This is a genomic window from Clostridium gasigenes (assembly GCF_900104115.1).
GTDB lineage: Bacteria > Bacillota > Clostridia > Clostridiales > Clostridiaceae > Clostridium > Clostridium gasigenes.
In genome coordinates, this window is sequence record NZ_FNJM01000004.1 from 162,400 (window position 1) to 188,389 (window position 25,990).

The 25,990-nt window shown below is 27.6% G+C and carries 24 protein-coding genes and 2 tRNA genes; 17 read left to right on the forward strand and 9 right to left on the reverse strand.

All coding sequences use genetic code 11. From position 1 onward, the window contains the following. Positions 1-48 precede the first annotated feature (48 nt). The 4 genes from BLS77_RS09495 to BLS77_RS09510 all read left to right on the forward strand — a co-directional run bounded on the left by BLS77_RS09495 (position 49) and on the right by BLS77_RS09510 (position 3,787). Complete coding sequence (locus BLS77_RS09495; RefSeq protein ID WP_089968731.1) at positions 49-1,086, forward strand: M42 family metallopeptidase; 1,038 nt, start codon at positions 49-51, stop codon at positions 1,084-1,086. A gap of 119 nt (positions 1,087-1,205) precedes the next feature. After that, positions 1,206-2,108, forward strand: coding sequence for an ABC transporter ATP-binding protein (locus BLS77_RS09500; RefSeq protein ID WP_089968735.1), 903 nt, complete (start codon positions 1,206-1,208; stop codon positions 2,106-2,108). Beyond that, positions 2,098-2,883 carry an ABC transporter permease subunit gene (locus BLS77_RS09505; protein ID WP_089968738.1) on the forward strand — a complete coding sequence of 262 codons (786 nt, stop codon included), beginning with the start codon at positions 2,098-2,100 and terminating at the stop codon, positions 2,881-2,883. The genes BLS77_RS09500 and BLS77_RS09505 overlap by 11 nt, the downstream gene beginning before the upstream one ends. A gap of 220 nt (positions 2,884-3,103) precedes the next feature. After that, complete coding sequence (locus BLS77_RS09510; protein WP_089968741.1) at positions 3,104-3,787, forward strand: N-acetylmuramoyl-L-alanine amidase family protein; 684 nt, start codon at positions 3,104-3,106, stop codon at positions 3,785-3,787. A gap of 108 nt (positions 3,788-3,895) precedes the next feature. On the opposite strand, the gene BLS77_RS09515 is transcribed toward BLS77_RS09510, so the two are convergent. Together BLS77_RS09515 and BLS77_RS09520 are read right to left on the reverse strand one after the other, a co-directional pair. Beyond that, positions 3,896-4,567: a YczE/YyaS/YitT family protein gene (locus BLS77_RS09515; RefSeq protein ID WP_089968745.1), complete on the reverse strand. Its 672-nt coding sequence runs from the start codon at positions 4,565-4,567 to the stop codon at positions 3,896-3,898. Positions 4,568-4,841: 274 nt separating this feature from the next. Next, positions 4,842-6,587 (reverse strand): ATP-dependent metallopeptidase FtsH/Yme1/Tma family protein, encoded by a 1,746-nt coding sequence (locus BLS77_RS09520; protein WP_089968748.1) that lies wholly within the window; start codon positions 6,585-6,587, stop codon positions 4,842-4,844. A gap of 527 nt (positions 6,588-7,114) precedes the next feature. On the opposite strand from BLS77_RS09520, the gene BLS77_RS09525 reads away from it, so the two are divergent. The 5 genes from BLS77_RS09525 (at position 7,115) to BLS77_RS09540 (ending at position 12,371) form a co-directional block, all read left to right on the forward strand. After that, positions 7,115-8,077 (forward strand): YkvA family protein, encoded by a 963-nt coding sequence (locus BLS77_RS09525; RefSeq protein ID WP_089968752.1) that lies wholly within the window; start codon positions 7,115-7,117, stop codon positions 8,075-8,077. Between the two features lie 13 nt (positions 8,078-8,090). Then, positions 8,091-9,020, forward strand: coding sequence for a ribonuclease H1 domain-containing protein (locus tag BLS77_RS09530; protein WP_089968756.1), 930 nt, complete (start codon positions 8,091-8,093; stop codon positions 9,018-9,020). Positions 9,021-9,153: 133 nt separating this feature from the next. Continuing rightward, positions 9,154-9,327 (forward strand): YtxH domain-containing protein, encoded by a 174-nt coding sequence (locus tag BLS77_RS19505; RefSeq protein ID WP_139164837.1) that lies wholly within the window; start codon positions 9,154-9,156, stop codon positions 9,325-9,327. Positions 9,328-9,789: 462 nt separating this feature from the next. Next, positions 9,790-11,091, forward strand: a complete 1,302-nt coding sequence (locus BLS77_RS09535; protein ID WP_089968759.1) for a helix-turn-helix domain-containing protein — start codon at positions 9,790-9,792, stop codon at positions 11,089-11,091. A gap of 17 nt (positions 11,092-11,108) precedes the next feature. After that, positions 11,109-12,371 (forward strand): helix-turn-helix transcriptional regulator, encoded by a 1,263-nt coding sequence (locus tag BLS77_RS09540; RefSeq protein WP_089968762.1) that lies wholly within the window; start codon positions 11,109-11,111, stop codon positions 12,369-12,371. A gap of 55 nt (positions 12,372-12,426) precedes the next feature. On the opposite strand, the gene BLS77_RS09545 is transcribed toward BLS77_RS09540, so the two are convergent. Next, complete coding sequence (locus tag BLS77_RS09545; protein WP_089968764.1) at positions 12,427-14,493, reverse strand: helix-turn-helix domain-containing protein; 2,067 nt, start codon at positions 14,491-14,493, stop codon at positions 12,427-12,429. Between the two features lie 224 nt (positions 14,494-14,717). Here BLS77_RS09545 and BLS77_RS09550 point away from each other — a divergent pair. Continuing rightward, positions 14,718-14,794: transfer RNA gene (locus BLS77_RS09550), tRNA-Arg, on the forward strand. A 7-nt stretch (positions 14,795-14,801) separates the two neighbouring features. Beyond that, positions 14,802-14,877 (forward strand) — tRNA-Lys (locus BLS77_RS09555). 81 nt (positions 14,878-14,958) lie between these two features. On the opposite strand, the gene BLS77_RS09560 is transcribed toward BLS77_RS09555, so the two are convergent. The 4 genes from BLS77_RS09560 to BLS77_RS09575 form a co-directional block, all read right to left on the reverse strand. After that, positions 14,959-15,141, reverse strand: a complete 183-nt coding sequence (locus BLS77_RS09560) for an alpha/beta-type small acid-soluble spore protein (RefSeq protein WP_089968767.1) — start codon at positions 15,139-15,141, stop codon at positions 14,959-14,961. A gap of 88 nt (positions 15,142-15,229) precedes the next feature. Next, positions 15,230-15,412 carry an alpha/beta-type small acid-soluble spore protein gene (locus BLS77_RS09565; RefSeq protein ID WP_089968770.1) on the reverse strand — a complete coding sequence of 61 codons (183 nt, stop codon included), beginning with the start codon at positions 15,410-15,412 and terminating at the stop codon, positions 15,230-15,232. Positions 15,413-15,594: 182 nt separating this feature from the next. Next, on the reverse strand, positions 15,595-15,777 hold the full coding sequence (locus BLS77_RS09570) for an alpha/beta-type small acid-soluble spore protein (protein ID WP_089968772.1): 183 nt from the start codon (positions 15,775-15,777) through the stop codon (positions 15,595-15,597). Positions 15,778-15,986: 209 nt separating this feature from the next. Next, positions 15,987-16,586: an ECF transporter S component gene (locus tag BLS77_RS09575; RefSeq protein ID WP_089968774.1), complete on the reverse strand. Its 600-nt coding sequence runs from the start codon at positions 16,584-16,586 to the stop codon at positions 15,987-15,989. A gap of 334 nt (positions 16,587-16,920) precedes the next feature. On the opposite strand from BLS77_RS09575, the gene scfA reads away from it, so the two are divergent. The 6 genes from scfA to BLS77_RS20565 all read left to right on the forward strand — a co-directional run bounded on the left by scfA (position 16,921) and on the right by BLS77_RS20565 (position 23,615). After that, the gene (scfA, locus tag BLS77_RS09580) at positions 16,921-17,058 is read left to right on the forward strand and encodes a six-cysteine ranthipeptide SCIFF (RefSeq protein ID WP_089968777.1); all 138 of its coding nucleotides are present in this window, start codon (positions 16,921-16,923) and stop codon (positions 17,056-17,058) included. Positions 17,059-17,176: 118 nt separating this feature from the next. Next, on the forward strand, positions 17,177-18,532 hold the full coding sequence (gene scfB / locus BLS77_RS09585) for a thioether cross-link-forming SCIFF peptide maturase (protein WP_089968779.1): 1,356 nt from the start codon (positions 17,177-17,179) through the stop codon (positions 18,530-18,532). A gap of 32 nt (positions 18,533-18,564) precedes the next feature. Then, positions 18,565-19,788, forward strand: coding sequence for a M16 family metallopeptidase (locus BLS77_RS09590; RefSeq protein WP_089968781.1), 1,224 nt, complete (start codon positions 18,565-18,567; stop codon positions 19,786-19,788). A 12-nt stretch (positions 19,789-19,800) separates the two neighbouring features. Further along, entirely contained in the window at positions 19,801-21,213 is a 1,413-nt protein-coding gene (locus BLS77_RS09595) for an aminotransferase class I/II-fold pyridoxal phosphate-dependent enzyme (protein ID WP_423231030.1), read from the forward strand. 314 nt (positions 21,214-21,527) lie between these two features. Next, positions 21,528-22,913: an MATE family efflux transporter gene (locus BLS77_RS09600; protein ID WP_089968785.1), complete on the forward strand. Its 1,386-nt coding sequence runs from the start codon at positions 21,528-21,530 to the stop codon at positions 22,911-22,913. A 75-nt stretch (positions 22,914-22,988) separates the two neighbouring features. Further along, positions 22,989-23,615: a hypothetical protein gene (locus BLS77_RS20565; protein ID WP_089968788.1), complete on the forward strand. Its 627-nt coding sequence runs from the start codon at positions 22,989-22,991 to the stop codon at positions 23,613-23,615. 75 nt (positions 23,616-23,690) lie between these two features. Here the strand turns inward: BLS77_RS20565 and BLS77_RS09610 are convergent, their stop codons facing one another. Together BLS77_RS09610 and BLS77_RS09615 are read right to left on the reverse strand one after the other, a co-directional pair. Beyond that, complete coding sequence (locus BLS77_RS09610) at positions 23,691-25,604, reverse strand: glycosyltransferase (RefSeq protein ID WP_089968790.1); 1,914 nt, start codon at positions 25,602-25,604, stop codon at positions 23,691-23,693. 17 nt (positions 25,605-25,621) lie between these two features. Then, positions 25,622-25,921, reverse strand: a complete 300-nt coding sequence (locus BLS77_RS09615; protein WP_089968793.1) for a hypothetical protein — start codon at positions 25,919-25,921, stop codon at positions 25,622-25,624. Positions 25,922-25,990: the final 69 nt, after the last annotated feature.

Here is a 25,990-nt window from a genome sequence, read left to right on the forward strand (position 1 = left end):
AGTTACTTTAGAAATAGTAAGTAAAATAAATTTTTTGGAGGAATAATCATGGAATTAGGAATTAATAGACAATATGTTTTAAATACTGCAAAGGAATTATTAGAGTTTAACAGTCCAAGTGGGTTTTGCTTTGATATTATGGATATAATAGAGAAAAAAGCAAAGGGTTTTGGGTATAACTTTGAAAAGACTAATAAAGGTTGTGGAATAATTACGCTGCCGGGAAAAAGTAATGAAAAGGTAATTGGATTATCTGCTCATGTAGATACTTTAGGAGCTATGGTTAGGTCAATAACGTCTAATGGAACTTTGAAATTTACTTTAATAGGTGGACCAATTGTTCCAACTTTAGACGGAGAATATTGCACAATCAGAACAAGGGATGGAAAATTATATTCAGGAACATTTTTAAGCACAAGTCCAGCAGCTCATGTTTTTGAAGATAGTTCTACAAAGAAAAGAGATCCTAAAAATATGGAAATAAGAATTGATGAAGTAGTATCATCAAAGGATGATGTGAAAAAATTGGGAATTTGTGCTGGAGATTTTATATTTATTGATCCAAAAACAACAATAACAGAAAGTGGTTTTATAAAATCAAGATTCATAGATGATAAAGCAAGTGTTGCAGCATTAATGGGATTGTTGGAACTTATGAGCCGAGAAAACATAACACCTTTATATAAGACAAAAATATTTATATCAACTTATGAAGAGGTTGGACATGGTAGTGCATATATTCCATCAGACATAACAGAAATGATAGCTGTAGACATGGGATGTATAGGAGATGATTTAAGTTGCACAGAATATGATGTTTCAATATGTGCAAAAGATTCATCAGGTCCTTATGACTATAATATGACAACAGCTTTAGTTAACCTAGCGAAAGAAAATAATATAGATTTTGCAGTAGATATTTATCCGATGTATGGTTCGGATGTGAGCTCTGCATTAAAGGCTGGAAATAATATTAGAGGGGCATTAATAGGACCTGGGGTTCATGCTTCACATGGTATGGAAAGAACACATTATAGAGGAATTGAGAATACAATTAAACTAGTATATCTATACTTAACAAAGTAAAATCTAAATAATAGGAAACAATAAATTAAGGCATCTTAAAAAAACAGACTAGTTTTTTGAAGATGCCTTAAAGTGAGAAAGAAGTTCTTTGGATCATTATAGATAAGGAGATGACTAATATGGGTGTTTTAAAAGTTGACAATTTAACAAAAGATTACGGTAATAATAAAGGCGTATTTGATGTATCCTTTGAGATTGAAGAAGGTGAAGTTTTTGGATTTTTAGGACCAAATGGAGCGGGGAAAACAACTACTATTAGGCATATATTAGGATTTTCAAAACCTAAAAAGGGTAACGTATCAGTTCTTGGGATCAATAGTTGGGATAAGCCAGAAGTTATTCAAAAGGAACTTGGATATCTACCTGGTGAAATTACTTTTCCTGGTGATATGACAGGTACTGCATTTATAAAGATGATTGCGAATATGCGTGAAATGACTAATATGAGTAGAGCAGAGGAACTTATAGAAATCTTTGAATTGGACCCAAGTGGCGACTTGAAAAGAATGTCAAAAGGTATGAAGCAAAAAATTGGTATTGTGTGTGCCTTTATGCATAGTCCTAAAATATTAATTTTAGATGAACCTACAAGTGGGCTTGATCCTTTGATGCAAAGCAAATTTATAAGTTTAATAGCATCTGAAAAAGCTAATGGGAAAACTATATTGATGTCTTCTCATATATTTGAAGAGGTAGAGAAAACCTGTGATAGAATTGCAATTATAAAAAGAGGAAGAATTATAGAAACAATTGATTCATCTAAGCTAAAACATGGAAAGCAAAAATTCTTTAAAATTGAATTTGAAAGTGAAGATCATTGCGAGAGATTCAGTAAAGAAGAACTTAAATTCATTAGTATTAATATTGATAAAAAGCAAGTTAATATAAATGTGCAAGACGAGGAAATTAATGAATTAATTCAAATATTATCAAGGTATAAAATTAAATATTTAAAGGAGATTAAGCATACATTAGAAGATTATTTTATGCATTTTTACGGAGGCGAAGAATATGATAAGTAAACCGCTACTTAAGCAAATAATAAAATCAAATTATAAATTGATGTTACTTTTCTCAGGGGTATTAAGTGTGTTTTTAACTGTTATGACAATAGTTTTTACTCCTTCAACTATAAAAGGCGTTGAAAATATCGCAGCAGATAGTGTAATTGCACAAATGTTTGCTGGAAATAATACGCTTATTGGATTCATGTCAAATTCTTTCTATGTAATGATGGCAATTATATTTCCTATGGTGTATTCAATAATAGTAGGTAATAGATTAATTGCAGGTCAGGTAGATAGGGGATCTATGGCATATTTACTATCAACTCCAACTAAGAGAAATAAAATTACTATTACTTCAGCATTATACTTTATCTGTTCTCTAGCATTTATGTGGATAATAGCATCTATTGTTGGTATTGTAGCAGGTGAAATATTTCAACCGGATGCTTTAGATGTAGAAAAATTTTTAATGCTGAATATGGGATGCTTTTTATATCACTTTGCAATTAGTAGTATATGTTTCTCTTCATCTTGTATATTCAATTTATCAAAGAATTCCTTAGCAATTGGAGCAGGAGTACCTCTAGGATTTTTTGTTATTAATCTTATGGCTACCCTTTCTGATGAACTAAGTTTTTTGAAATATTTCACACTAAATACTTTATTCGATACAAAGTCTATTATGAGTAAAGAAGGGTATGGGATAGATTTCATTGTGTTAACTATTATTGGAATTGTATTATATATGGTGGGAATTAAGGTATTTAAGGAAAAAGACTTACCACTATAAGAGATCTAAAAGAAAATACATCAGAATATGATTAGTTATTTCTTTGAAGCGCTCTAACACTAGAAAAAATATTAATAGATGATAGGGCATAGTTTAGTTTAATCTATGCCTTATTTATGTTTTAAGTAGTAACAAACAGACCCTCCATTTAATATAATATATAAAGGAATAATTATAACAAAGATATATAGCTTAGGTTGTATATGAGGAGGGGAGTTAATTGGCAAAGTGGGTATTAGATCCAGGGCATGGAGGAGATGATACTGGTGCAATAGGTGTAAATGGTAGGAAAGAATCAGATATTGTTTTAGAAGCGGTTTTAGAAGCAAAAAGACATTTAGAAAGAAATGGAGAGACTGTTTTATTAACAAGGGAATCAGATACATTTATTGATCCAAGGGGAAGATTTGACATAGCAAATAACTGGAAGGCAGATTACTTTGTAAGCTTTCATATGAACTCGTTATCAGATAATTTAATAACAGGAACAGAAATATTCTTATTTGGAAAAGAGAATAAGACAGAAAAATTAACGAAATTTATACGAGATGAAGTGTTATCTAATTTAAAATCAGATGATAGAGGAATCAAACAAGCTAATTTTAGTGTTCTAAAAGAAACAAAAATGCCAGCAGTATTAATTAAAGCAGATTTTCTATCAAATGAAGAAGTAGAGAAAACATTCAATAGTAAAAAATATGGGTACATGGTAGCTAAGGGATGCTTAGCTATGGTTGATAAAGTGATACTTGAAACTCCAATAACGAAACCAAAACCACTATCTAATAAAGCCTGGAGAATATGTGTAGGTTACTATAAAGATTATAATGATGCACATAATGCTCTAGAAGAAGCCAATAAAAATGGAGTTAAAGATGCATATATAATTCCATATGAAGGTTAAATAAAAGTCGATCACAAAAAAGTGATCGACTTTTATTTATTTAAAACAACTAGAATAGATATAAAAATAAGGGCACTAAGATTAGCGCCCTTCAAAATTATCTGTAAATTATTCAGTTATCTCATTAGCTATTGGTTCTAACTTATCATCACTATACACTACTGTATGAATAAATTTTTCTAATCGTGGCATAAAGAATTGTATTAATGGGCCTGTAAGTAGGGCTCCAATTATAGTTCCTATTCCAACTACTCCACCAAGTAAAAATCCAACAACAACAAAAGTTACATCAAGTCCTATACGAACTATACGATATTCAAGTTTTAATTTGTCAGATATAATAAATGGAATAATATCATTTGGAGCAACTCCAAGGTCTGTAGCCTTAAGTAATGAAAAACCTATAGCAATTATTACACAGCTAAGAACTAAAAATAACATTTTAACTATCATAGTATAACTATCAAGATGAATATCTTTAAAAAGACTTATCATTAAATCAATGAATGGTCCAGCAGATATCATTGCAAGAACTGTACCTATATTTATAGATTTTCTTGAAAATATTAATATTATAACTAAAAAAGTAAAGGTAATGGCCATGTTTCCTATACCAGGAGTTATACCAAGCATTTTAGCCAGTCCTTGAGTAAATACTGTAAAAGGATCAGAACCTATATTAGTTCCTATAAATATCGCAACACCTGTTTGAATTATCCATACACCAAGAAAAAAGAATACTAATTTCTTAGTTAATTGTTTACAATTAAGTTTTTTCATTACTTAAACCTCCATATTATATAAAATATATAGCACTCAAATACAATCAAGTATGAAATAAATAATAGCATAAAATGTTGAAAAAAGGAATAAAAAAATTAAAATGTTTATGTTTTCATATAATGTTTACATAAAACCGTCAAAAACATTCATTTTCTGTCATGGTTTTATATTTGCATAAAGTTAGACTTTTGCTAATTAGTTTAAAAAGAACAGGTGATTTCACAAAGAAAAAATATTACTGAAAATGAAAATTTTCAGTAATATTATAAACTTAGCTAACTAGTGATAGGATTTCATCATCTTCCAGCGTTTCTTTTTCAAGTAGAGCTGTTGCTAGCTTGTCTAGTATAGATTTATTATTTTGTAAGATTTCTAATGTCTCAGTATATAGTGAGTTTATAAGCTCTCTACATTCTTCAACTACAGGGTTTCCATAGCTTGAAGCTAAAGATCCAAGGCTTGATAGTTTTAATAATCCAAGGGTTTCACCCATTCCGTATTCTGTTATCATAGCCATAGCCATCTCTGTAGTTTGTGTAATATCTCCTTGTGCTCCTGTTGAAATTTTTTCTTTTCCAAAGTGGAGTTCTTCAGAGGCTCTTCCACCTAAAAGGACCATGATTTTATTCTTTAAGTAATCAGCTCTTTGATAAGATCTGTCCTTAGGTATTGTAATGGTATATCCACCTGCACCTTTTGTAGTAGGTATAATTGTTATTTTTGAAACATTATCTTCAGGTAACTTTAATAGTGATATCAGTGCATGTCCAGCTTCGTGATAAGAAGTTAAAAGCTTATCTTCATATAATAAATGGTCTCTATCTTTCTTTTCATTTCCAGCTAGAACTATTGAATAGGCACTATTTATATGTTCATTATTTATTGTATCTGCATTATCTTTTGCAGCAAGTATAGCAGCCTCATTAATTAAGTTTTCAAGTTTAGCACCAGAGAAGTATACTGTTTTCTTTGCTATATTATATACATTCAATGCGCCACAAGGTTTATTTTCTAAATATAATGAAATAATTTTTTCTCTTGCCTTAATATCAGGAAGAGAAATTTCTACATGTCTATCAAAACGACCAGGTCTTAATAAGGCTGGATCAAGTGTGTCCAATCTGTTTGTTGCGGCAATAACAACTATTCCTTCTTGCTCTGCAAAACCAGACATTTCTGTTAAAAGAGCATTTAGAGTCTGGTCTCTTTCATCGTTACCACCTTGAGATTGTGCACCACTGGCTCTTGTCTTACCTATTGCATCAATTTCATCTATAAATATAACTGCTTTGCCTTTAGCTTTAGCCTTTTTAAATAGGCTTCTTATTCTTGCAGCACCAACACCAACATAAACTTGTACAAAATCTGAACCACTTAGAGCATAGAAAGGAACTTTAGCTTCACCAGCTACAGCCTTTGCTAAAAGAGTTTTTCCGGTTCCTGGAGCGCCATAAAGAATAACTCCTTTAGGCATTCTTGCACCATATTTAGTATATTTATCAGGGTTTTTAAGGAAATCCACAACCTCCATTAAGCTTTCTTTAGCTTCTTCATTACCAGCCACAGTATGAAATCCAAAATTCTTATTATTATCTTCACTAAAATCCTGAACATCTAAGTTAGTCATAGATGAAGCTCCGGATCTACCTTTGTTTAAAGTCATAAATACTATAGCAAAAATTGAAATTACAAGAATTGATGAAGATACTGTTTTAGTTAAAGGTTCTGTATTTTCATCTAATACTTGAATATTTTTAAGTAGTAAATCTTCTTTTAAAGTAGATGTATTTGGATTATCTGTAATATACTTTGTACCATCTTTTAAAAATACAGTTAAATTTGCACTTTTATTTATTACTACCTTAGAAACAGTATCCACGCTTATATCTGATAAAAAGCTGGTATACTCTTTACTTAAGTTTGATTTTGTTTGTAAGCTAAAAAAGCCTAGAGTGCATAACGAAAGAACCGCAGTAACTATAGGTATTAGAATAAATTTATTTTTAATTTTATTCATGTTTGCCTCCTAAATGCAGATATTAGACTTTTTTAAAATTAATAAATTAGTTAATTGAAAATTGCCAAAATTCATAATCATTTGTCTTGCTAATAAAGATTATAACATTTTTAAAATTTTAGTCTATTCATAATCATATAATTTACCAATGTAAGTTATGGCTAAAATGTAAAAAAGGTAAATAGAATCTTTTAAATCTTAATTAAATAGAGTATACTTTATATATATTAGAAAGTACGTATGGTATAGAATAATCAAGAAAGCTATATAGATGTTTTTTAAAAGGCAATTTAGGTAAATGATAATAGGTAATATAATTGATGTGGAGTTAACTATTAAAAATATATAACATAAGACTAAACTAGATATAGAAGAAATTAAAGTTGTTATAAATGTAAGAATAGAAAAGAAGGGGATAAAGGTAGGGAGTTTTAAAAAAATAACTAGTAATACATACATAAGGGACAGGCTATTGAATATAGCATAAAAAGGTTAAAAGTGGATTATTAAAAAAGGGAGGAAATAATATGAATATTTCAGGAGCAAATGTAAATTTAACAGGCGATGATTTATTAAGTATATTAGATGAATTTGTTAAAGTTGAAGGTTTAAGTATATCAAAAATTGAAATAAATAAGGATATAAAGATTACAGGAGTATTTAAAAAAGGCATATCTATTAATTTTACAGGTGAAATTAAACTAGGAAAGGTAGAAGAGGATAAGATATATGGAGAAATAGTTAGATTCAAAATATTAAATATAGGAATTTTATCTGTGTTTAGAAAACTTGCCTTAAAGTATGCTATTAAATCATTTGAAGACAAGGGAATTCATTATGAAAAGGGAAAAACAATTATAAATATTAAAAAAGTATTAAAAGATGTTCCTTTTGTTGATTTTGATGTGGATGATATATATATAGGAAACTCAGTTTTAAATGTTAAAGTTAAGAACATAAATGTATCATTAAAAGGTAAATTAATAAAAGAAGCTATAGTAGATGAAAGTCAGCAAAAAATCATTGAAGAAAATAACGAAGTAACTGTTATTGAAAAAGTAGAGGATGGATATACGGTTGCAAGAGACTTTACTTGTGAAAAACTTCCGCAGAAAGTTAAGAAAGTTAGTGATTATATATTTATTCTTCCAGATTTAGTAGCTTTATTATACAGGTTATTAAAAGATAGTAGAGTACCTATTAAAACAAAATTAATTATATCAGCATCAGTTGCGTATATTGCATTTCCAACAGATATAATACCAAATAATATTCCTTTCATAGGAAAAATAGATGAGCTAGCTGTAACATTCTTTGCTTTAAATAGAATAGTAAATGATGTGCCGGTTCATATACTTTTAGAAAATTGGGAAGGTAAAACTGATATTATTAGTGCATTAAAGAGCATAATAGAATATGTAACAAACTTTACAGGCGCAAGAAATGTTGAAAAAATCTATAGTGTTATAGATGAATTAGCATCTTTATAAGGAGAAAAAATTAATGGGTAAAAAAGTTTATGCTATAAAAGAAGGATTTGATTCTAAAAGCAGTAAAAAAATAGAAAATGTAATAGTAAATACTTGGGCGGAGTGTTTGACATTTGTAAAAGGGGTAAAGGGAGCTAAGTATAAAAGCTTTGAAGATATTAATGAGGCTAAGAAGTTTTTAAATAATGGGGAAAAGTTATTAAGAAAAGAGAATAATGAATATCCTATGGAATGTCTTCATGTTTATGTTGATGGTAGCTATAATACTGCCACTGAAAAATATTCTTATGGAATGGTTGCTATAAAAAATAATGTGGTTTTACATATCGAAAGTGGAGCCTCTAAAAATGAATCAGAGAGAAATATAAGACAAATAGCAGGAGAACTTGAAGGTGCTGTTAAAGGTGTTGAGTATGCATTATTAAATGGTGAAAAATCTGTAGTAATATTCCATGATTATGCAGGGATTTGTTATCATGCAACAGGTTTTTGGGAAAGAAGAGAAGAGTCTTCTAAAAACTATTATGTTAAGATGAATGAATTAATGAGATCCGGGGTTGAAGTTATATTTGTTAAAGTAGATAGTCATACTGGAGATTTGTTTAATGAACTTGTGGATGAAAAATGTAAAGAAAAATTAGGAATAGATTCAGACAAAACAGTAGCAAAGTGGTTAGATAAAAATATTATACAAGTTGCAAGTGAGGAAGTAAAAGAAGAAATTATAAAAATTGCACCTGGTAGAGAAGTAAATATAGTAGTAGTTAAAGATAAGGGTTCAGTATTAAATGTTATAAATACAGAAACAAAATGTAATAATAAAAGTGTTGAAAATATAGTGGATAGAGCAGAGATAATTAGGAATATAAATGAGATATTGTTTAAATTATCAGTAGAAGATCAATTGAAGGTATTAAATTATTCTAAAACATTAGGGATATGAAGGAAAATAACAAGTGAAATTTTTGAAGATGCATTAGATCAATAATAGTTTGCCATAAATTTCTTGGAGTAACATTAGTTTTATTACACATAATAATTGTACCAAGTAAAAATAATTAAATGAGGTGTTTATTATGGCAAAAATGATTAAAGGTCTAGCAGCAGGAGCAATGATTGGAGCTGCAGTAGGTATTATGGCATTCCCACAATTAGATAGAAGAACACAAAGAGGAATTAAAAAGACTAAAAGAAAAGTGATGGGAATGGCTGAAGGCGCATATGGAAATATTTTAGACTATATGAAATAGGATGTTTTAAAAAATATTTAGATTAATAGTATTTTTATAAGAAAAAAGGTATCGATGAAAAAGTCATCGATACCTTTTTTCTTATGAAAACAAATGTATTGTTATAGAATGAGTTAAAAAAACCTTATACAAGGTGTTTTTTAAAAAATAATAGCATAGAGCTAGAAATAGTAATAGATAGTACTAAAGAATAGTTAATTATTAATGGAATGTATTTTATAGTTAGGAAAAAAATGACTGGTTTATTACCGTATTATAATGATATAATATAATAAATATAAAAAAAACATAGTAGAATAGAAAATATACTGTATTTTGACAAAAATAAGTTAGATTTTCAATTAAAAAACAATAATTTTATATTGTAATAGCTGTATATGTGATACAATTGAATAAATACACAAGATTTAGAAAATTATAACATTAAGATAAAGATAGCGAATAAAAAAGGATGAGTGAACAATGGAAATTCTTGCATTAGGTGAAAAAATTAAAAGAAGAAGAAAAGAATTGGGCATGACTCTTAAGGATCTTGCAGCAGATAGAATTACTCCAGGACAAATAAGTTTAGTAGAATCAGGAAGATCAAATCCTTCAATGGATTTATTGGAGTATCTAGCAGGGGCATTAGAGACATCTGTTGAGTATTTAATGGAATCAGAAGAAACTCAAGCAGAAAAAATAAGTGTTTATTATGAACAAGTAGCGGAATCATACATATTAGGTAGTGATTATACAACCGGAGAAAAATATATTGAAAATGCATTATATTATGCAGAAAAATATAATATAGAGTATAGAAAAGCTAAAAATCTTTATTTAAGGTCAAAAATTTACATGGCTAAAGAAGAATTAGTACTGGCCCAGCAATTTTTATTATCGGCGAATGTTATTTTTATAAAAAATAATAACTATGTAGAAATAGTAAATACATTTTTGAATTTAGGAAAAATTACTCTAAGTTTAAAAGCGTATCATTCTTCAAGTAGTTATTTGAGGCAAGCTGAAAAAGTTTATTTAGATAATGAGAGCGGAAGCGATGATTTATTGGGAGAAATATACTACTATATGGCACAAGCTTACTTTAAAACAGAACATATTGATAAAGCTATAAACTATTCATACTTAGCTAAAAGGAAGTTTGAACAAGTTCAAAATAGAGAAGAATATGCTAAAACATTATTATTATTATCGGAAGAATATAATAAAAAAGGTGATTTGATAAATGCTATTAAATATTCACATAAGACTTTAGAAGTTTATAAAGAACTTGATGAATTAAGCAATGTATCTCAAATTGAAAATAACTTAGGGAAATTATTTTATGAATTTGATAATTTAGAAGAATCATTTAAGCATTATGAGATTTCAAAAGATATTAGAGTTAGACGTAAAGATAATAAGGTAATTGAAACTTTAATTAATATTTGTGAAAATTATATTAAACTTAAAAATATTAATATGTGTGAACAAATATTAGAAGAAATTAAAAACTATTTAGGAGAAGAGGACATTGAAGAATTAATAGAAGTTAACCTTTTATGGTACAGAATTTATACAATAAAGGAAATGGATAAGGAAGCGGAATATATACTAATAGATACGTATAAACTAGCTAAGACAAATGACTTATTAAATAAAGCCGGTCAAGTTGCTATTATGATTGGCAAATATTACATTGATAATAAGAAAGATTTTGAGGCAGCTAAATATTTAGATGAAGGAGTTACTATTTTTAAGAAAATTGGAATTCTTAAAGAGTAATTCAACCGGGGGTTTAAATGGAAATACTATCAACAGGTGAAAAAATAAAAAGGGCTAGAATATATAAAGATATTACTCTAAAAGAATTATGTGAAGATAAAATATCTATTTCTAAGATGAGTTGTATAGAAAATAGTAAGATTAAAGCAGATGAGAGCATATTAAGATATATAGCTAGCAAGCTGTCAGTAGATTATAGTTATTTAGTTCAAGATGTACATGAAGAAATAATAGTTAATATAGGTCTGATTAATAATAATTCAATTAGAGAAGAAGAAGTAGAAGAAGTGTTAAATCATAACATTCACTATTCTTTAGCATATAAATATTATGATTTAGCATTTGAATTAATGCATAAATTATTTTTATATTATGTTGAACATAATAAAATTGAAAACATACAACTTATAACTTCACAGTATTATGATTTATATCAAAAAAATAATACTGAAGAAAGTACTATTCACTATTATAGAGATATGGCAACTTTCTTTTTAAGTATTGGAGAGTTTAATGAGTCTATAAATTATTATAGTAGAATTAGAGAAGTTATTATAGCCAGTGGAATTAAAAACAAAAGTATCTATGCTTATATTTGTTATAATCAAAGTGTAGTTTATGAAAAAATTAATATGATAAATGAATCATACACTGTTTTAAGTGAATCTATTAAATATATAAATAGTATACAAGATGACATAGATAAAGGTGAAATATATCATTTCTATGCTAGTTTAAGTATAGTTTTAGGTAAAGATGATGCACATTTATATAAGGATTTAGCATATAAATATCAAAAGGATAATCCTATAGCTTTAGCAATTTCAAAAAGTAAAAATGGGAAATGTTATTTTTGCGTAGGAGAAAGAGAAAAGGCTATAAAAGAGATATTAGATGGCATTGAAACTTTTCCTGTTGATAATAAGGAAAAATATGTTAAATTTTTGAACGAATGTATAAATACCCTTTATGAAAATAAAGAGTATGATAGGGCTTATGAACTAATAGAAACAGCTGTGGATATGTCTATTAATACTAAAGTTAATGAATTAATGGAAGAGGCTTATTATTTAAAGGGCATGATACTGCAAAAAAAAGGTATGTATATGCAAGCTGAAATGTATATGAACCTTTCTTTAGATTTCATATTTAAATGTGGTACAAAAGAAAAGATGTATAAGAGGTATTTAAATATGGCAGAACTCTATTATAACTTAAATGAACCAAAGGACTCTTTAAAGTATTTTACACTTGCAATGAAAATTGAAGGGAAATTTTAGAGAAAAATAACAAGTCAAATAGATTGACTTGTTATTTTTTTAGACTCTTAAAATATTATTTTAAGTTTTTAATTACAATTAGTTTAGCTCCATATCCCTTTAACTCAACAACTATGTTAAGAATGGTACTTTTTTTAGCATACTTAAAATCAATTTTAGGAAAGGATGCTTTATGGATAATTTCTTTTTCTTCATTATTCAATCTATCGGGAGAACCCATAGATAACCAATAATTATATGAGGAACCTATTTCTTCATTAACCTCATAAGTAATTATACGAGAGGCATTTTTAACATTAACTATATTTAAGGAAAGTTTCTTTTTAGAAGCTTTTGCTTTGAATCTCTTTTTATAAATTTCAGTATAATTTAATTCGTTTTCTACATCATCATTATGAGAGTACAATAGTATGCAAAATTTATCATCTTTCTTAGTTACAATACAGCCAGGATCCATACATACAATTTCATCTCCAAGCTTACTTAAAAGATAGTAAGCATAATAAGAAGGTTTTTTAATTCCCATATCATTAACTATTCCAGGAGCACCTATAAATACTTCGTTAGTTAGATAGACTTCCTTTTCTAAAACATCAAAAGCTCTTAAAAAGTCTAAAGAATCTTTATTAAATATATTATTATGAATTATATAAGGAATCATAAAGGCGGTATCATATAATTTGTTTAGGTTTTTTACAGAGCTAAAAGTATCCTCTAAAATTTCACAATTATATTTAGTAGTTAATAAATTAGTTATTTCATTTTTAATTTCATCTGTTATAGTAGTTGAAAATTGAAATTTAAAGTTAGATAAGTTTATAAAATCAATTTTAGAAAAATACTTAAAAAAACTATTAAGCACTTGTTTAAACCTATCTAATGAAAATAGTGGATTATCAAGAACTATAATAGGTTTTAAACTAATATAGTCTAAATATTCAATAACACTTTTAGTTCTATTCCAGTTACAGAATTCTGAATTTGTGAATATTCCCATATCACTATTAAATAAATTTTCTATTCTGCCATAGTTAAAATGAATATCTTCTTGTATACCTTCTAAAATATCTTTATTATCTTCAATTAATAAATCAAAAGCTTCACCAATGTTAATTATTTCTTTATAATGAGGCGTAAAGACATCGATATTTTCATCCATGTCAATATGTACTTTCCAAAGCTTATTTTCATAATTAAATCTTTCATAATCTTCAAGATCATAGGATAAACAATCTAAAGCATCTTCTAATTGAAATAACTCAATATTTTTAAGCCTTTCAAGAGCCTTTTCACTTAGCTTATTTTTCTTTCTATATTGAAGTGGTGTACAATCATAATAAATTTTAAAATTTTTATTTAAATATCTTATATGAGAGAAACCAACCACATCTGAAATATCAGAAATGCTCAAGTCTGAATCAAGAAGGAGTTTAACAGATTCCTCAACTCTTGTAATATTTATTAAATCTGTAAAACTTTTTCCTGTAGCATATTTAATTTCATGAGATAAATATTGAGGACTTAAGAATTCTTTTTTAGCAATATCTTGCAGTGTAATATTATTATTATAATTGTTGAATATATATTTAGATATTCTATGATATCTAGCTAATTGTTCTGTTTTTTCTTTAAGTGCCTCTTGTTCATAGGTTAAATAGTGAAAATTATTAATTAAATGATAAAGTAAATGAACAAGTAAGGATTCAACTTCTTGATCGTAATCTTCAGATTTTTGAACAGTTTCACATAAAATACGAGCAAGAAAGGCTTTTAGTTCATAATATTCTTCGCTTTCTTGAGCATCATCGTCAGTAGAATTTGCATAAAAGAAAATATTATTTATATCTTTATAATATTTTTCGAAAAAATAAGGATCTATATGAAAAATAAGTACTTTATTATCTTCATTGCTATAAATTCTATGGGCTTCATCTACATTTACAATTTCTAATTCCTTTTCTTTAATTTCAAAAGAATCTGTATCTATATTAATATTAATACTTCCTTTTAATACATATAAAATTTCAATAGAATTATGCCAATGTATTGGATATTCCTTTATATTAGCGTATGAAATTTTAATTGGTAAATCTAATGGATAGTTTATATATTCTTTTCTCATAAAACATCACCTTTTCTTAGTATATAGCTATTATACCCAACTTATAGCTTATAGTAAAATATAAGTCATGTTAAAAAAATAAGTTAGATAAAAAGAAAATAAAAAATCAACTTAAGTGAGATTTTGAATAGTATGAATTGTTGCCGAATTACAACATTTTAAAAAAACAAAAATAGTGTTGACCATTAAAGGAAAACACTGTATTATAGGATAAGTAGTAACAAGCGTCTTTAGCTCAGCTGGATAGAGCAATGCCCTTCTAAGGCATGGGCCAGGAGTTCAAATCTCTTAAGGCGCACCATATACTTGGTTTACTAGCTCAGTTGGTAGAGCACTTGACTTTTAATCAAGGTGTCCCGGGTTCGATTCCCGGGTAAGCCACCAAAAATAAATATTAATAATTTATTATTAATAAAAAAAAGAGAAACACTTAAGTGTTTCTCTTTTTTTATATTGTTATATGATTTACTTTATTCCACTTTCATATTGTTGAACCATTCTTTTAACCATTTCTCCACCAACACTACCGCATTGTTTTGAAGAAAGATTTCCGTTATAATCTGTAAATGGTACTCCCATTTCACTTGCTACTTCAGTTTTAAATTTTGATAATCCATTTTTTGCTTCTGGTACTAATGTTTTTGCCATAATAAATTCCTCCTTAAATTTGAAAAATAATTATCTGCTATAATACTTTTTTATTAGTTAATGTAATTAAAGAATAAATATGAATAGTTTATTTTATTCCAGATTCATATTGATTAACCATTCTTTTAACCATTTCTCCACCAACACTACCGCATTGTTTTGAAGATAAATCACCATTATAGTCAGTGAAAGGAACTCCCATTTCATTTGCTACTTCAGTTTTAAATTTTGATAATCCATTTTTTGCTTCTGGTACTAAACTTTGTGCCATGATAATTCCTCCTTAAATTTAAGAGATTTTTTATTTACTTTAATGTTATGACCAAATACACTATTCGATAAAGTGTATAAACGCATTTTATGAACTATTAAATATTTTTTACTTTAATGTTACAAGTTAATATACCCATTGGACAAAGAGTATAAATGCATTTAACTAATTGCTAAATGATATTACTTTATTCCAGATTCATATTGATTAACCATTCTCTTAACCATTTCTCCACCAACACTACCGCATTGCTTTGAAGAAAGATTTCCGTTGTAATCTGTGAATGGAACACCCATTTCACTTGCTACTTCAGTTTTGAATTTTGATAAACCTTTTTTTGCTTCTGGTACTACACTTTGTGCCATAATAAATTCCTCCTTTTCTTATTTAATATTTTGTTTTATAAAGCGTTTCTGCTTTACAATACTATTGTGTGCATAAGTAAAATATATAACCTGCAAAGATTAATCCAATATAGGGAAAAAGAATAACAAAAAGAAAATATTGTAATAAAATAAGTGAAATTGTATTAAAAAAAGCTCAAAACATAGTTTTGAGCTTTGGATATATATAATTAATTTTTCTTTGTTTTTAATATTCCTATTACAACAGGAATAGTTATTAATGCTGACAGTAAGGCTTCAGGTAATCCATTTGTCACACCAATAGTTAGCAAAGTAGTACCTACGATATTAGGTGATATTGCTAAAGCTTCAGCAAACTTATCTAAATAGAATATATATGTAAAACCTAAAACACCAATTGTATTAACTAAAGTTGCTAAAATAGCGGCAATGCCGATTGATAATTTTTGTTTTTTTAATTTGTTTTTTAATAGATTATAAACATAAAATGCTACTACACCAACAAGTATTCTTGGAACAAGTGCGGTTATAGGATTCCAAAATATAAATGATGTTGGACCAGGTGCTGTAAAATTTTGATACATTGAAAATAAACCAAATATTAAGCCTACAACAGCACCCACAATAGGTCCTTCAATTATACCACCAATTATAACTGGTATATGCATTATAGTAAGTCTAAAGGCTGGTAATGTGATAAAACCCAATCCTGAGACTCCTAAAAATATAGATATACCTGATAGCATAGCGATTACTACCATTTTCCGAATTTGTTCTCTCGATTTTCCAATTTCTTTGCTTTGAATCATTGTATAAATCCCCCTCGTTATTATTCCTTTTAGGATATAATTCGTAAAAATTTTTAAAATACTAGGTTCAGTTTCATATTAGAATACTGACTTTTTAATTTTACCATAAATATCAAAATAGTAAAGAGGTGGATGATATACAAATAGGATATTTTTTAAAAAAACTTTATTTAAATTTGAGAAGTTATTTATTTGGAAAAAAGTTAATGAATATTGAGATTTTATAATCATTATCCTATAATAAGGTAAATAAAGGCTTGCATATAGGACTATATTATGGTGTGAAATTATGTTATAATTAGATGTTATATTTCGCAAAAAGGGGAGGATTAGTATGAAACACATAAAAACAATAAACAAACCAAATATCAAAAATAGTTTAGCAAAACCAGGATGTAAAGAATGTGCAAACTCATGTCAATCAGCTTGTAAAACTTCTTGTACAGTTGCAAACTTAGAATGTGAAAACTAAATTTTTAAGGGCAGTAACTTTATTGTTACTGCTTACTTTATTGTAAATTAAAACTAGTAGAAAAATTAAAATAGATAGTTATTAATATAAATTGTTAATATAAATGGAGGGAAAAAACATGGCTTCAATTCATAAATTTAAACAAGGTGAAAATTTCTTTGTTTTAGACGTAAGTACAGGTGCAGTTCATATTGTAGATGAACTAGTATATGATTTAGTAAATGAAGAAAAGATGGAATCTAAAGAAGAACTTATAAATAAGTTTGGTAATAAATATGGTGAGGTTATTATTTCAGAGGCTTATGATGAAATAATGGAACTTGTCAGTGAAAATATATTATATTCAACTGATAACTATGAAGAAATAGCACATAGCTCTATGGATGATAGAGATTATATAAAAGCAGTATGTTTAAATATAATTCATGGTTGTAACTTAAGATGTAAATATTGTTTTGCTGAAGACGGAGAATATCATGGGAATAAAGGTATTATGTCACTTGAAACTGCAAAGCAAGCTATTGATTATGTAGTTAAAAGAAGTGGACCAAGAAGAAATTTAGAAATAGATTTATTTGGTGGAGAACCAACTATGATAATGGGTACTATAAAAGAAATAATAAAATATGCAAGAGAAAATGAAAAAGCTTGGAAGAAAAATATTAGATTTACAATGACAACAAATGCTACTCTTTTAAATGATGATATGATGGATTTCATGGATAAAGAAATGGGGAATATCATTCTTTCATTAGATGGAAGAAAATCAGTTAATGATAATGTAAGAATTAAAATAGATGGAAGTGGATCATATGATGATATTATTCCAAATATAAAGAAAATGATTGAGAAAAGAACAGAAGGAAAGATGTACTATGTTAGAGGTACTTTCACTAGAGCAAATACAGATTTCTATGAAGATGTAATGGCTATGGTAAATGAAGGCTTTGATCAAGTTTCAATTGAACCAGTTGTTTTAGAAAAGGGACATGCACTTGCTATTACGGAAGAAGATCTACCAAAAATAATGGATAATTATGATAAATTATATGAAGAAATGTTAGAAAGAAAGAGAACTGGCAAGGACGAATTTAACTTCTATCACTTTAACGTAGATTTAAATGGTGGACCATGTGTTTATAAGAGAATATCAGGTTGCGGAGCAGGGTTTGAATATGTTGCAATAACTCCTCAAGGAGATGTATATCCATGCCATCAATTTGTAGGAAGAGAAGAATATAAACTTGGAACTATTTATGATGATAGTTATAATGCAGAGCTTGGAAAAGAATTTAAAAAGGCTCATATATACAATAAGCCTAAGTGCAGAGAATGTTGGGCAAGATTCTACTGTAGTGGTGGATGCCAAGCTAATAACGTTAGTTTTAATGGCGATATGAATGTTCCTTATGAAATAGGATGCAAAATGCAAAAGAAAAGAATCGAATGTGCAATTGCGTTAAAGTCTGAATAAGATATCTTAAAAAAAGATCTTGGAGGTGTATTTTGAAGTCGTATATTTTAGAAAATAATTTAAAAATAATATATAAAAAAACAACTTCTAAGTTAACCTCTATTTCAATCTCTTTAGATGCTGGAGCTGCAGTAGATGGGAAAAGCCTCGGCATTGCCCATGCTACTGAGCATATGGTTTACAAGGGAACTAGCAAAAGAAATGAAAGTGAAATTAATAAAGATTTAACTAATATTTTTGGATTTCAAAATGCAATGACAAATTATCCTTATGTTATTTATTATGGTACTTTGTTAAGTGAAGATTTCAAAGATGGAGTAGAAATATTTTCAGATATACTTATAAATCCAACATTTAAAGAAGCTGGATTTAAAGAAGAGATGGATGTAATTATTGAAGAACTAAAAGAGTGGGATGAGGAAGTTGAGCAATACTGTGAAGATTGTTTATTTCTAAATGCTTTTAATGATAGAAGAATAAAGTATCCTATTATAGGAACTTCAGAAAGTTTGAAATCTATCACTTTAGAACAAATAAAGTCTTTTCATAAAGAATTTTATTACCCAGGAAATATGACCATTGCTGTAGTATCATCATTGGAGTTTGAAAAAGTTAAAGATATTATTGGGAATTACTTTGGAAATTGGAATAATATTAGTTATAAAAGCATAGAAAATGTAATATATGAAAATCCTAAAGTCAAAACTTGTATAAATTATAGAGATGGAATAAATACTTGTAAGATAGAAATTATATTTCCAATACATTCACTAGATAATAATGAATTAAAAGCCCTTAGAATATTTAATGAGTATTTTGGGGAAGGTGTGAATTCTGTACTTTATGATAAATTAAGAACTAAAAATGGACTTGTTTATGATGTAATTACAAAAATTGCATATGAAAAGCATATTAAGCTATATAAAATCAATTTTAGCACTTCAAAAGGGAATTTAAATGAATCATTAAGATTAGTTAATGACTGTATAGATGAAGTGAAAAATTTTGAAAGTTATATAGATGAACATAGAATTAAACAATTTATAAAAACATTAAAATTAAAAAGATTATTTAGAGAAGAGCAAGGTATTGTATTAGCTAAGGAATTATCTATTTATAGTACAATGTTTAATGATTATAAAGTATATTCAGAAGAATTTAATGGTTTAGATGAACTTACAAGTGGATTTATAGTTAGAACTGCATGCAATATATTACAAAATCCATCTATCGAAATAGTTTGTAGTAGAGATTAGGGAGATAACATGATTAAAAAAGAATTACCTTTATTAGAAGAATTATTAAAGTATCATAAAGAAAATAATTTAATCCTTTCAATGCCTGGAAATAAGTGCGGAAAAGGATTTTTAAGAGATGATATAGGACGTAAATTTGTAAATAACTTAGGTTTTTTAGATATAACGGAAGTTGAACCTTTAGATAATCTTCATTGTCCTGAGGGAATTATTAAAGAAGCTCAAGATCTACTAAGTAAAACTTATGGTGTTAAGAAAGCTTACTTCATGGTTAATGGAAGTTCAGGTGGGAATTTAGTTTCCATATTCTCAGCTTTTATAGAGGGAGATGAAGTATTAGTTGAAAGAAATTGTCACAAATCTATATATAATGGGTTAATACTTAGGAAACTTAAAGTTACATATATAGAGCCTATTATAGATAAAAAAAATGGAGTTTTTCTTCCTCCTAATGAAGAAAATATATATAAAGCTTTAAAAAAGGCTAATAATCCAAAGGGAATTATTTTAACATATCCTAATTACTTTGGGATTTGTTATGACATAGAAAATGTTATAAAAGATTTGAAAGGGAAAGGTATGAAAATAATAATTGATGGTGCTCATGGTGCTCATTTTGGGGTTAATGAAAAATTACCTAAATCAATAGTGGCATTAGGAGATTATGTTGTCTTGAGTGCTCATAAAACATTGCCTGCATTAACTCAAGGATCATATTTATTAGTTAACGAATATAATAATAATATTGAATTTTATATAAGTGCCTTTATGACTACGTCACCTTCTTATTTGATAATGGCCTCTTTAGATTATGGAAGATATTATTTAGATAAATATGCAGATCAGGATTATGAAAAGTTAATTATTTTAGCAGAAGAGTGGAAGAAAAAAATAAATACTATTAATAAAGTTCATATTTTAAATAAAGATGATTTGGAAGATGGATATGATTTAGACTTAAGTAGATATTTAATTGTACTTAAAGATGGATATAGTGGGCATAAGCTTTTAGATTATTTAAGAACTAAAAAAATACAAGCAGAAATGAGCTTTTCTTCTGGAGTAGTATTGATTTTATCCCCTTTTAATGCAGAGAAGGATTTTGAATATATATATAATTCTATAAATGAATTAGATTTAAATAGTTTAAAAGAAAATAGTAATATAGAATATTATAATGTGATACCAAGTAAGGTAATGGAACCTTATGAAGTATTTGAGAGTGAGTGGAAATTTGTTGATATAGAACAGTGTGAAGGGGAAATATCTAAGGATGCAATAGTTCCATATCCTCCTGGAATTCCGTTAATTTGTGCTGGTGAAATAATTTCTAAAGAAATTATTGAAATTATAAATAATTATATTGAAAATAATAAAACAGTAATTGGTGTAGTTAATAAAAGGTTAAAGATTTTAGATGTATGAAAAATAGACTAGTATAGTGACTTTTGGATTATTTTAGTGTCTCTTAGACAATTAATGATAAAAAGATTATAAAAATAGGGACTTTCGTCATATGCTAAAAGGGACTTTAATCACCTTTTATAATTAAATAATAAGTAGTATAATAGTTACATAACCAAAATAAATATTATATATAATGATTACCCCTTATTATATATGTAAAAGCCCTTGAATTTTAATTCAAGGGCTTTTTTATATGTATATACAGCTAAGTAGTATATACTAGATAGTATATTTTAAAATATAAATTTATAGTCAATAAGTAAGGAGAAAAAATGGAAATAAAAGAAAAAAATAAAATTAACTTAGGAACAGATAATGTAGGCAAGCTATTGTTTAAACTTGCACTACCTGCAATTATAGCTCAAATTGTAAATGTATTGTATAACATTGTGGACAGGATTTTTATAGGACGAATGATAGATGGAGATATTGCTATGGCTGGAGTTGGAATAGCATTTCCAATAATAATAATAATATCTGCCTTTAGTTCTCTAATTGGTGTAGGTGGAGCTCCACTTGCAGCTATTAAAATGGGTGAAAAAGATAATGATGGTGCTGAAAAAATAATAAGCAATAGTTTTTCTATGTTAATTATAATAGGCATTATATTAACAATAGGATTTTTAATATTCACAGAACCATTACTTTGGGCTTTTGGAGCAAGCGAAACTACTATAGGATTTGCTAAAGAATATTTAAATATTTATTTAATAGGAACTATATTTGTTCAAATATCACTTGGTATGAATTCATTTATTAATACACAAGGATTTACTAAAATTGGTATGTCAACTGTGTTGATTGGTGCCGGTATAAACATAGTATTAGATCCCATATTTATATTTGGATTTAACATGGGTGTTAGCGGAGCAGCTCTTGCTACAATAATAGCTCAATTAGTTTCAGCAATATGGGCATTGAAATTCTTGTTTGGAGATAAAAGTATAATAAAGATAAGGAGAAAATATTTAAAGCCAAATATGAAAATAGTATTATCAATTACAGCATTAGGAATTTCGCCATTTATAATGCAATCAACAGAAAGTTTAGTTTTAATATCATTAAATAATAAATTAATGATGTATGGTGGAGATTTGGCTGTTGGTGCTATGACTATAATGAGTAGTATCATGCAAATAGTAACACTCCCTATTGTTGGATTGGCTCAAGGCGCGCAACCTATAATGAGTTATAACTTTGGTGCTAAGAAAATAGAAAGAGTAAAGAAAACTTTTAAAATACTATTTACATGTGCAATAATGTATACCGTGTTTATGTGGTCATTACTTAATATTTTCCCAGAAGTATTTGTAACTATATTTAATGATAAGCAAGAGATTATAGAAATGACATCTTGGAGTATAAAAATATTCTTCGGAGGAATATTCTTATTTGGAGCACAAATGGCATGTCAACAAACATTCCTTGCTCTTGGGCAAGCTAAGATATCATTAATATTAGCACTTCTTAGAAAAATAATATTATTAATACCACTAGTGTTTATACTTCCAACATTATTTGATGACAAGTTAAAAGCAGTGTTATTTGCAGAACCAATTTCAGATATATTAGCAGCTCTCACGACAATGGTATGTTTTGCGATCTTCTATAAAAAAACATTGTCTAAAATAGATGAAAAATCTAGCAATGTTAAGTAAGAAGTTAAGAACAAACACTAAAAAAATACATATATTATAGTAGGGATAAAATATATTCGCAAAAGAGGTGCTTAAATGGATTATTATGCTGAAAGTCATGAAATGTATATTAACAAATTTGATACAAGAATTTCTGAAAATATACAAGGATTTTATAATAGAGGATTTAGATGTTATTGTTATGAACACAGATGCTCAGGAAAATGTTGGGTAGGGCCGATGGGACCGATGGGACCAATGGGACCAATAGGACCAATAGGGCCAATAGGGCTACAGGGACCAAAGGGGGATCCTGGCATTGGTGTAATTAACACAGTTTTTAATGGAACGATATTAAATAAGAGTACACCAAATAATAGCAATATATCATATAAAAAGGATTTTGTAAGTGGAGCTGATATTATACAAGTAACAAATACAATGTTTAGTTTAGCTGAAAATCATATATATATGGTAGCTCATAATACAAGTGCGACTATAGATATACCAGGATTTATAGCGGTTATAGCGAGATTAGACGGTATTGAACAAGAAGAAAATTCAGTAAGAAATGTAAATAATACTACGAGTGGAAATATAAGTATGTCTGCTACTTTTCTAGTAAAAACTATGGAGACAAAGAGGTATATAGACTTTTTGATCAGGTCATCTTCAGTAAATTCAAATATGACAGGTAGTATATCAATAGTTAAAATAATGTGATGTTGTAGAAAAGAATGAGCCCTTATATAAATTTACTTTTAGTAGATTATATAAGGGCTTATTTTTTAAAAAACTTCAAATATCAGATAAATTTAATAGGTCATCGAATAGTTTACTAATAGAATGTGCTGTATTTATTAAATTCAAATTTTTGTTGCAATAGACTTTACACCATCTCCCAAGTGATTCACAGGACTTAGTATTACTAAGGAGATAAGTAATACTTTGAGTTAAATATTCTGAATAAATACCTAAATTTTTAGTATTTGCTTTTGAAGTGTGATCTCCAAAATTAGTACAAATCATATCTGAAATATTATTTTCATTAACTATTTCAACGAGTCCATTAAGCCCAAGAGTTATTACAGGTTTAGAGCAATTCATTGCTTCTAAAGCAACTCTACCTGTCCCTATAACCAAAATGCTATCAGAATAATAATCATTAACATTATATACAGCTCCTAGTACAAAAACTCTTTTAGATTTATAAAGGGAGTTTATGGTTTTAGCATAGGAATCAATTAGTATCTTGCTATCTCCATCTCCAAGAATTACGGCATAAAGGTTAGGGTCATTACAAGTGATTTTTTCAAAGCTTTTAAGAAACATAATTGCAGCAGGAGCTTTACCGGAAGAAAGTCTGCTACAATATAGTATGATTCTACCATCATTAGGTAGGTTTAATAGTTTGTGAAGAAAGTTAGTTGATTGTGTATATACATAAGGTTCAATAGTATTTGGTATTAGTGAATAAGATACTTTATCATCATTTGGTAGATAGTGAGAATAGAAGGTTTCAACCTCCTTACTAACAAATATAATTCTTGATAGATATATTGAATAATTTTTAATAAGGTCTTTAGAATAAAAGGTTCCGTGTAGTGTTAATATTATAGGAATATCTGAAAATTTTTTCAAATCACAGCATAAAGGGATATCATTAGGAAGATGAAATTGAATTAACTTAATATTATACTTTGCAATTATTTCTCTTATATAATTTATTAAACCCCAATAAGATTGGGGTTCATTTTTAGTTTGACGTAGATTTATTTTGAGTACAGGTATATTATTTTGGACAAATAAATCCTCTAATACGCCACCGGAAGTAAGAATATATGTGTATATCCCAAAATTACGTAATGCCATTGAAATAGTAAAAATATAGGTTTCAGTACCGCCAATATTTAAACTATCTATAATAACTAATATATTATATTTGATATCATTATTTAAAATGCTAATATTTGAATCCTTTATTATAGCTTCATAAAGATAATTTCTATATTCAATACATTTATTTGTATTGAATATAGATATCTTATTTGAACTATTTAAACTGTTATCCATCATTATGCTTTCAGGATAGGGTATTCGTGCATTTCTAAAGTAATAGAGGACTTCGGGTATTTTCTCTATAGATGTATAACGAAGAAGATATAGTATAAAATCTAGTTCGGTGTCTAAGGAGTAGTTTAACAAAAATTTAGTAATTGATAGCAAGAAACTTTTTTGCATCATAAATGTATATATATCTAGAGGAACATAGCCTCCTAAGGTTGCAAAATCAATTTCATTTGCTGTAATAAAGTTATTAGAGTCATTTGAAGTATTTTTTAGTTTTGACTTACTAGTAAGTGGTAGTTCTAAACATGAGCAAATAGATAAAGAACTATTTTCTTTCATAAAAGAACTTTGTCTCTCTAATCTTTTATGATGCTGAATATCTGAGCTATTTAAAATAGCTATTAAATCTCCTTCAAAATGTGGAAATAAAGTTAATAAACAGTTTATTAGAGAAGTTTCATCTTTTCTTTCAACTATATGAATTCTACTATCAGATAAAGGTGTAATAATATTCAAATCTTTTGATTTAAATATTAAGAATAATTCCCAATTTATAAGGCTTTGAGATGTAATGTTTTTTAATGCAAAATGAAAGTTATTAATATCTGATACTATCATAACCAAGCTTATTAAGGTATTCATAATAGCTAAACTCCTCTTTAAATATTAGAAAATGTCACAGTAATATCAGGACTTGTTGGACCATAGTAAACTTCGTAAAGTATTATATTGCGTGTATCACCATAACCATTGATTACTAAAGGGAAGTCAATAGTATTAAATCCATTTGCTGATACAAAATAATTTTTGGAATCTACCAAAACAGCAGAGCCAGTATCCCAGTTATAGATGTATATAGATTGAAATGCTAATGATTGAGAAGTATTTCTTAAAACTATTCTTAAAATTTTTGTGTCAACTGGACGTCTTACAACACCAGTAGATAAAAAATCATCCATATTAATTTCCTCCTGTTAATAAAAATTTTTATTATTAAAATATACATATATATTCTATTGTATGAAAAA

Excerpts from the sequence above, each read along its gene's own strand:
- BLS77_RS09495 (WP_089968731.1), top strand. The coding sequence starts at position 49 with ATGGAATTAGGAATTAATAGACAATATGTTTTAAATACTGCAAAGGAA.
- BLS77_RS09500 (WP_089968735.1), top strand. The coding sequence starts at position 1,206 with ATGGGTGTTTTAAAAGTTGACAATTTAACAAAAGATTACGGTAATAAT.
- BLS77_RS09505 (WP_089968738.1), top strand. The coding sequence starts at position 2,098 with ATGATAAGTAAACCGCTACTTAAGCAAATAATAAAATCAAATTATAAA.
- BLS77_RS09515 (WP_089968745.1), bottom strand. The coding sequence starts at position 4,567 with ATGAAAAAACTTAATTGTAAACAATTAACTAAGAAATTAGTATTCTTT.
- BLS77_RS09520 (WP_089968748.1), bottom strand. The coding sequence starts at position 6,587 with ATGAATAAAATTAAAAATAAATTTATTCTAATACCTATAGTTACTGCG.
- BLS77_RS09525 (WP_089968752.1), top strand. The coding sequence starts at position 7,115 with ATGAATATTTCAGGAGCAAATGTAAATTTAACAGGCGATGATTTATTA.
- BLS77_RS09530 (WP_089968756.1), top strand. The coding sequence starts at position 8,091 with ATGGGTAAAAAAGTTTATGCTATAAAAGAAGGATTTGATTCTAAAAGC.
- BLS77_RS19505 (WP_139164837.1), top strand. The coding sequence starts at position 9,154 with ATGGCAAAAATGATTAAAGGTCTAGCAGCAGGAGCAATGATTGGAGCT.
- BLS77_RS09535 (WP_089968759.1), top strand. The coding sequence starts at position 9,790 with ATGGAAATTCTTGCATTAGGTGAAAAAATTAAAAGAAGAAGAAAAGAA.
- BLS77_RS09540 (WP_089968762.1), top strand. The coding sequence starts at position 11,109 with ATGGAAATACTATCAACAGGTGAAAAAATAAAAAGGGCTAGAATATAT.
- BLS77_RS09545 (WP_089968764.1), bottom strand. The coding sequence starts at position 14,493 with ATGAGAAAAGAATATATAAACTATCCATTAGATTTACCAATTAAAATT.
- BLS77_RS09560 (WP_089968767.1), bottom strand. The coding sequence starts at position 15,141 with ATGGCAAAAACATTAGTACCAGAAGCAAAAAATGGATTATCAAAATTT.
- BLS77_RS09565 (WP_089968770.1), bottom strand. The coding sequence starts at position 15,412 with ATGGCACAAAGTTTAGTACCAGAAGCAAAAAATGGATTATCAAAATTT.
- BLS77_RS09570 (WP_089968772.1), bottom strand. The coding sequence starts at position 15,777 with ATGGCACAAAGTGTAGTACCAGAAGCAAAAAAAGGTTTATCAAAATTC.
- BLS77_RS09575 (WP_089968774.1), bottom strand. The coding sequence starts at position 16,586 with ATGATTCAAAGCAAAGAAATTGGAAAATCGAGAGAACAAATTCGGAAA.
- scfA (WP_089968777.1), top strand. The coding sequence starts at position 16,921 with ATGAAACACATAAAAACAATAAACAAACCAAATATCAAAAATAGTTTA.
- scfB (WP_089968779.1), top strand. The coding sequence starts at position 17,177 with ATGGCTTCAATTCATAAATTTAAACAAGGTGAAAATTTCTTTGTTTTA.
- BLS77_RS09600 (WP_089968785.1), top strand. The coding sequence starts at position 21,528 with ATGGAAATAAAAGAAAAAAATAAAATTAACTTAGGAACAGATAATGTA.
- BLS77_RS20565 (WP_089968788.1), top strand. The coding sequence starts at position 22,989 with ATGGATTATTATGCTGAAAGTCATGAAATGTATATTAACAAATTTGAT.
- BLS77_RS09610 (WP_089968790.1), bottom strand. The coding sequence starts at position 25,604 with ATGAATACCTTAATAAGCTTGGTTATGATAGTATCAGATATTAATAAC.
- BLS77_RS09615 (WP_089968793.1), bottom strand. The coding sequence starts at position 25,921 with ATGGATGATTTTTTATCTACTGGTGTTGTAAGACGTCCAGTTGACACA.